This window comes from Pradoshia sp. Z4_20, assembly GCF_058216035.1.
This window is the reverse complement of the sequence record NZ_JBZAJD010000019.1, coordinates 1-6,928: the sequence shown is the minus strand read 5'-3', so window position 1 is coordinate 6,928 and position 6,928 is coordinate 1. Positions and strand designations below refer to the sequence as shown.

Sequence of the window (6,928 nt, the reverse complement as noted above, 5' to 3'; positions counted from 1 at the left end):
TAAAGAAGGATAATAGATAATTAACATTGTAACCATACCCTTTTTTACCTAAAGCACCAAAGTACGAGAAATCTCTTCGTATAGTAGCTGAATCTACTTTAACAGCTTCACTTAGTTCTGCGGAAGAAACTCGTAGTTTTCCTGACGCGTGTAGATTTTGTATAAAACGATAATATAATGGAAGTCGTTTGGCTGTAGCCTGCGGTATTTTAGTATTTTCCTGCAAAATTAATTCCCTTCTCCCTATTCTTTCTTGTCAATCGTTACTCCATATATCAAAACTGCCTTTGATAATCCCGACTGGTTTTACCCCCCGGTTTTCCAATGAAAATAGTTTCCTTCAATAACCATTGATTTTTCGATTGCTTTGCACATAACATATAAGGTTAATCAAGTATTGCTGAAACAGCTGTTATTTCTTACTTTCGTTTTTAAGATTATACGAATAATTAATCTATTCATATTTTCAGCTTTTTTCCATATAAAATCAATATCTAATCCTTGGAGTGCCCGGGTACCACATAGAAATTATATCAGAAGTTTTCTTCACTACCATAATTCTAACTATCTTAGCTATGTATAATACGCCGCTTTTTTATCAATGATTCGTTAATTTTATATTCGAGCAAAATACTAGGACTAGCGGTTCTGATTGTTTCCAGGTTACCTCCGCGATACCAATCATATGGGATCTTTCCTGATTAATAAAGCACGTAAATTCACTGAAAGTTTATTCTCCTATTCCTATTCTATAATATTTCTATCATTTTTGGTAATTTTTGTGTGAGTATTCACAAATTTTCTATTAAGTTGCGGTGCTTATCAAGAGTAGGCTACACTTAAGGTATGTACTTCTTGAGGTGAGAATATGATTATTTTACAAGTTAATAATGTATCCAAATATTATGGAGCTGAAGCAATTTTATCTACAATTAAGCTCGAAGTTCAAACGAAAGACCGTATTGCACTTGTTGGCAGAAACGGTGCCGGTAAATCTACCCTGCTTAAAATTATTGCCGGGCACCTTTCACATGACAGTGGCGAGATCTATAAGCCAAAAGATGTTTCGATTGGTTATTTGGCTCAGAATACCGGTCTTCAATCCGACCGCTCTATTTGGGATGAAATGATCTCTGTTTTTGAAGGCTTACAAAAACAAGAAGATGAATTGAGATTATTGGAAAAATCTATGGCTGATCCTTCTGTCTACAATGATGAACAAAAATATAACCGGGTATTAAAAGATTACGATCGTCTCCAGGAGGAATTTAAAAATTCTGGCGGTTACCAAATGGAAGCAGATGTACGTTCTGTTTTACACGGTTTGCGTTTCTCAGATTATGATTATACTACATCTATTAATTCCTTAAGCGGCGGCCAAAAAACCAGGCTTGCACTAGGTAAATTATTATTAACGAAACCTGATTTACTGATTCTGGACGAGCCGACCAACCATCTTGATATCGATACATTAGGCTGGCTCGAAGGCTACCTTCAATCATATCCTGGAGCTATCCTCATTGTTTCCCATGATCGTTATTTTCTTGATAAGGTTGTCCATCAAGTCATGGAGCTTTCCCGAACATCAATTAAGAAATATACAGGGAATTACAGCAGATACTTAGAGCAAAAGGCAGAGGAATATGAACGTAATGCAAAGCTTTATGAAAAGCAGCAGGATGAGATTGCAAAATTAAAAGATTTTGTCCAAAGAAACATGGCCAGAGCATCTACAACTAAACGGGCCCAGAGCCGGCAAAAGGCCCTGCAGCGTATGGAAGTGATGGATCGGCCCTTGGGCGATGAAAAATCAGCTAATTTTACCTTTGAGATTGAAAGGCAAAGTGGTAATGAAGTCCTTCATGCAAATGATTTGTCTATTGGATATGAAGCACCTGTCGCCAGCCACTTGAACTTTAGAATAACTAGAGGAGAAAGCATTGCACTGATTGGTCCGAATGGAGTAGGGAAATCTACTTTATTAAAAACATTGATTGACAGAATTCCAGCTTTGCATGGAGACTTTCAGCTCGGTGCCAATGTGACACTCGGATATTATGATCAAGAGCAGGCTAATCTATCGTCCAACAAAACTGTGCTAAATGAGTTGTGGGATGACTTCCCCAACCAACCTGAAAAGGATATCCGATCCATATTAGGGAACTTTCTATTCAGCGGAGACGATGTAATGAAAACTGTCTCTACCTTGAGCGGTGGTGAAAAAGCACGGCTGGCTCTTTCAAAATTAATGATGCAAAAAGCCAACCTTTTAATTTTAGATGAGCCGACCAACCACTTGGATTTGGACAGTAAATTAGTGCTTGAAAATGCACTGGTTGATTATTCAGGCACTCTCCTCTTTGTATCCCATGACCGTTACTTTATCAATCGAATTGCCGATAAAGTATTGGAAATGAAAGCAGATGGTACAATTGAATACTTGGGAGATTATGACTACTATATTCAGAAAAAACAAGAACAAGCGGAACTCGCTGAACTGGAAAAACCAGCGGATTCTATCTCCAACAATCGCCCTGTTTCAGATAAAACTACTTATCAGGAGGACAAGGAGCTTAAAAAGAAAGAGCGCCAACGCCAAAGACGTATCGCAGAAATTGAAACTACCATTGAAGAACTTGATACACGGATATCCGATTTAAATACACAATTATGTGATCCGGAAATCTATCAGGACCATGAGAAATCATTGGAAATCCAGACAACTCTTACAGCAACTGAAGAAGAATTGGAAGCATTAATGGAAGAGTGGACTTCTCTACAAGACGAATAAATCAAGATAAAAAACCAAGTTAGGGATGGCTTGGTTTTTATCAACATTTTTATCCACATTAAAAAAGTTATAAAATAAGGTTTGTTTTGATTTTTCCACATTATCCACAGATTTCAAATCTTTTATCCACAGAATCTGTTGATAACATGTAGTTATCCACAATTATTCGAGTGCTTTTACTTTTCAATCAATTTTTTTACCAATAAAATAAGGCTGGGACAAAAGGTTTCCAGCAACTAAAAAAGCCGAACTATTATAAAGTGCAGTTTAAGCATTATTAATAATAGTTCGGCTTTTTCTATTTAGTTTAATAAAAATTCAATACATCGTTCGGTTTTGGACACAGCAAATTTAGTTATGTCCCAGCCTCATTTTTTATTCCAATATCAATCCTGGATTTGCATTCAAATCCATGGCAGCTCGTTTGCCTTTTTCAAATGCAATACTACCTGCTGCTGCAATCATTGCTGCATTGTCTGTACATAAATAAAGTGGAGGTATAATCAATTCTACTTCCTTTTTGTCTATAAAAGCTTTTTCTAATTTAGTTCTTAATCCTTTATTGGCAGCAACCCCGCCGGCTAACAGTACTTGTTTCACCTGGAACTCCTCTGCTGCTTTTACGGTTTTAGTTACTAAGACATCAATTACACTTTCCTGAAAGCTGCAAGCCAGATCCTCAGGAGCTAACACTTCACCTTTTTGGTTGGCATTATGCAATGTATTTATAACAGCCGATTTTAATCCGCTGAAACTGAAATCATATGAATCCTCTTCTAGCCATGCACGAGGCAGTTTAACTGTTGGCTGACCTTCATGCGCCAGTCGATCAATATGAGGGCCGCCCGGATAAGGTAGCTTTAGCGTACGAGCTACTTTATCATATGCTTCACCGGCTGCATCATCTCTTGTTTCCCCTATAACGTCAAAAGCTCCATGCTCCTTCATCAACACCAGCTCTGTATGGCCACCGGATACAACCAATGCAAGGAGGGGAAAGGAAAACTCAGTGAGAATTCTGTTTGCATATATATGTCCAGCGATATGATGTACATTAATAAGTGGAATTCCATGAGCAAAAGCCAATGCTTTTGCCGCATTTACGCCTATTAAGAGAGCTCCCACTAACCCAGGACCTTCAGTAACCGCAATTCCATCAAGATCATCCCAAGAGATTTCTGCTTTCTCCAATGCCTCTTCAACTACAAGGGTAATTGCTTCAACATGATGCCTTGAAGCAATTTCAGGAACGACTCCGCCAAAACGTTTATGGCTCTCGATTTGAGAAGCTACAACATTTGAAAGGATTTCTCGGCCATTTTTTATGACTGCTGCTGCTGTTTCATCACAGCTGGTTTCTATACCTAATATGATTTGATTTTCTTTATTCACCATAATTCCACCCACATTACTAATGCATCTTCCATATTGTCTGTATAATAAAACTTTCTTATGCCACCATCTTTAAAGCCCAATTTTCGATAGAGACTTTGAGCAGTTTGGTTTCCGATCCGTACCTCGAGAGTCATTCTTTTCACTCCCATGCTTTGTGCTTTACCCAACATACGCACCATTAATTCTTCCCCGATTTTTTTGCCTCTCCATTCCGGCAATACAGCAATATTCGTGATATGGCCCTCATCGAGGATGAACCATGTACCGCAATAACCAATTACTTTCCCCTGGTCCTCTGCTACCAAATAATACGCATATTGATTGTTCATCAGCTCATTATAAAAAGCTTCTTTGCTCCATGGCAAAGTAAAAGAAGCATGCTCTACCTCAATCACACTATCAAGATCCTCTATAGTCATCTTACGAAATGTAATCGTCTGATTCATTACTCTTCCCTCTGTTTCTCTTGAGCTTCTAACCATTTCGCCTCAGCTTCTGCTAAACGTACGTAATTGGGGACAAAGGTGTGGATATCATCACCAGGCAGATTCATGCCATGCAATGCTAATTCACCCGGCCTGGCCTGATGCAACGATAAAGGTGCCATAATAGCCTTATCTCCAAGAATTTCTGTTAGGGCCTCGATATGAATAGGAACATCATTGCCTATGAATAGTATAGGTTGATTGAGTGATTTTAAATGCTCAGCCCACTCAATGGCCAACACATTCTGGTCTTCCTCCAATCTAACTAACTCTCCATTATCCCATTTAAAAAGACTTGTATAAATCTGTCCCCTTCTTGCATCAAACAGTGGACATACCAAACCATTGAAATATCTGCCATTCAGGGCAAGCGCCTCTAAACTTGATACGCCTGATAATTGAATGCCTAGACTCCAGGCCAAAGACTTGGCAATCGTTACGCCAATTCTTACGCCGGTATAAGAACCTGGCCCCTTTGCCACCACGATTTTATCAAGGTCTCCTGGCTTAAGCCCGCATTCCTTCAAAATTGCTTCTATGGAAGGCATCGCCCGTACTGAATGGTTTCGTTTTGTAAATGTTATTTGCTCTCCGATAATCCCTTTTTCATTAGCAACAGCCACTCCCAGGACATTCGTAGATGTATCAATTGCTAATACATTCATTAAAATATCTCCTCACATAGCTTTTCATAAAATTCACCTTTTGGTTCAGCTACAATTCTCCGTCTATCATTCCCATCATGATATAAATATAAGGTCAAAAGCTCTTCCGGCAATTGTCCTTTTATCAGATGAGCCCACTCGACGATCGTAATTCCTTCACCTTCAAAATATTCTTCAAACCCGAAATCTTCCTCTTCATTTTCAATTCGATAAACATCCATGTGATAAAGTGGAAATTTCCCTTTATATTCTTTCATAATGGTAAAGGTCGGGCTATTTACATTTCTTGTTACACCAATTGCTTTAGCAATTCCCTTGCTAAATGTTGTTTTGCCTGCACCTAGGTCTCCCTCAAGCGCAATTACAGATCCGGGAATCAGGCGACTTCCAATTTCCTCTGCCAGCTTCCTGGTCTCTTCTTCACTATTACAAATTCTCATATATTCGGTCACAGTCATTCACCATGCTTTATATTTTATTATTAAAGTTTACATTATTTTAGTGTGTAAATCCAATTTCGTTTTTTTAGGTTAGCGCAAGGTTAGAAATATGAATTTGGTAATGGAATATCTGACTCTTTACGTATAGATTTATTACTTGAGATGAGGTCTTGGCTACTACAGATTTGCTGTATACTTCGCATAGCTTTAATACAGTGTGACACGGCTTCGGTACGACTACGCCGACCTTTAAAATCCTTGCCTTGGGATAGATCACCGCGGGGCATAGGTCGGGCATAGGTGCCTCATAGGCGGAGCATAGTTGCTTTGCTACACACTTCACCCACCTTTCAACAACCTTTACCCTGGTATACGTCGGGCATAGGTGTTCCATAGGTGGAACATAGCTGCTTCCCTCCATACTTCACCCACCTTTCAACCACCTTTACCCCCGTATAGGTCGGGCATAGGTGCCTCATAGGTGGAGCATAGCTGCTTTCCTACACACTTCGCCTACCTTTCAACCACCTTTACCCCGGTATAGATCGGGCATAGGTGCCTCATAGGTGGAGCATAGCTGCTTTCCTCCATACTTCGCCTACCTTTCAACCACCTTTACCCCGGTATAGGTCGTGCATAGGTGTTCCATAGGTGGAGCATAGCTGCTTTCCTCCATACTTCGCCTACCTTTCAACCACCTTTACCCCGGTATAGGTCGGGCATAGGTGATCCATAGGTGGAACATAGCTGCTTTCCTCCATACTTTACCCACCTTTCAACCACCTTTACCCCAGTATAGGTCGGGCATAGGTGTCCCATAGGTGGAACATAGCTGCTTTCCTACACACTTCGCCTACCTTTCAACCAATCTTTGCCCGGGCTAAGTGCAGTATAGGTGATGGTAGACCCAGAATAGCGCACCTTTCCCATACCTTATTCACGTCTTTAAGATATTCCATTGACTGTGGATTGATCCCGACTCCTCACTCCTCCAGCTCCAACAAGTATCCAAAATCCTCCTTGCTCCCTAAAAAACCGCACAAAAAAACCAGCTCATCAACTGAACTGGTTTCTGATTGCCCGGCAACGTCCTACTCTCACAGGGACTCGCGTCCCAACTACCATCGGCGCTGAAGAGCTTAACTTCCGTGT

The 6,928-nt window shown here is 40.0% G+C and carries 6 protein-coding genes and 1 rRNA gene; 1 reads left to right on the top strand and 6 read right to left on the bottom strand.

What is annotated here, in order from left to right:
• The coding region (locus tag AC4BHP_RS18800) for a winged-helix domain-containing protein (protein WP_490553786.1) at nt 1-229 on the bottom strand (229 nt) is incomplete at its 3' end.
• Between the two features lie 639 nt (nt 230-868).
• Here AC4BHP_RS18800 and AC4BHP_RS18795 point away from each other — a divergent pair.
• The gene (locus tag AC4BHP_RS18795) at nt 869-2,791 is read left to right on the top strand and encodes an ABC-F family ATP-binding cassette domain-containing protein (protein ID WP_490553785.1); all 1,923 of its coding nucleotides are present in this window, start codon (nt 869-871) and stop codon (nt 2,789-2,791) included.
• A 375-nt stretch (nt 2,792-3,166) separates the two neighbouring features.
• Here AC4BHP_RS18795 and tsaD read toward each other — a convergent pair whose 3' ends face one another.
• The 5 genes from tsaD to rrf all read right to left on the bottom strand — a co-directional run.
• Entirely contained in the window at nt 3,167-4,183 is a 1,017-nt protein-coding gene (gene tsaD / locus AC4BHP_RS18790) for a tRNA (adenosine(37)-N6)-threonylcarbamoyltransferase complex transferase subunit TsaD (protein WP_254654741.1), read from the bottom strand.
• Entirely contained in the window at nt 4,180-4,632 is a 453-nt protein-coding gene (gene rimI, locus AC4BHP_RS18785; protein WP_140462253.1) for a ribosomal protein S18-alanine N-acetyltransferase, read from the bottom strand. The genes tsaD and rimI overlap by 4 nt, the downstream gene beginning before the upstream one ends.
• Complete coding sequence (gene tsaB, locus AC4BHP_RS18780) at nt 4,632-5,336, bottom strand: tRNA (adenosine(37)-N6)-threonylcarbamoyltransferase complex dimerization subunit type 1 TsaB (protein ID WP_066110009.1); 705 nt, start codon at nt 5,334-5,336, stop codon at nt 4,632-4,634. Before tsaB ends, rimI begins: the two co-directional genes overlap by 1 nt.
• Entirely contained in the window at nt 5,336-5,794 is a 459-nt protein-coding gene (tsaE, locus tag AC4BHP_RS18775; RefSeq protein ID WP_066110012.1) for a tRNA (adenosine(37)-N6)-threonylcarbamoyltransferase complex ATPase subunit type 1 TsaE, read from the bottom strand. Before tsaE ends, tsaB begins: the two co-directional genes overlap by 1 nt.
• 1,060 nt (nt 5,795-6,854) lie before the next feature.
• Nucleotides 6,855-6,928 (bottom strand): 5S ribosomal RNA (gene rrf / locus AC4BHP_RS18770); the annotation flags it as partial.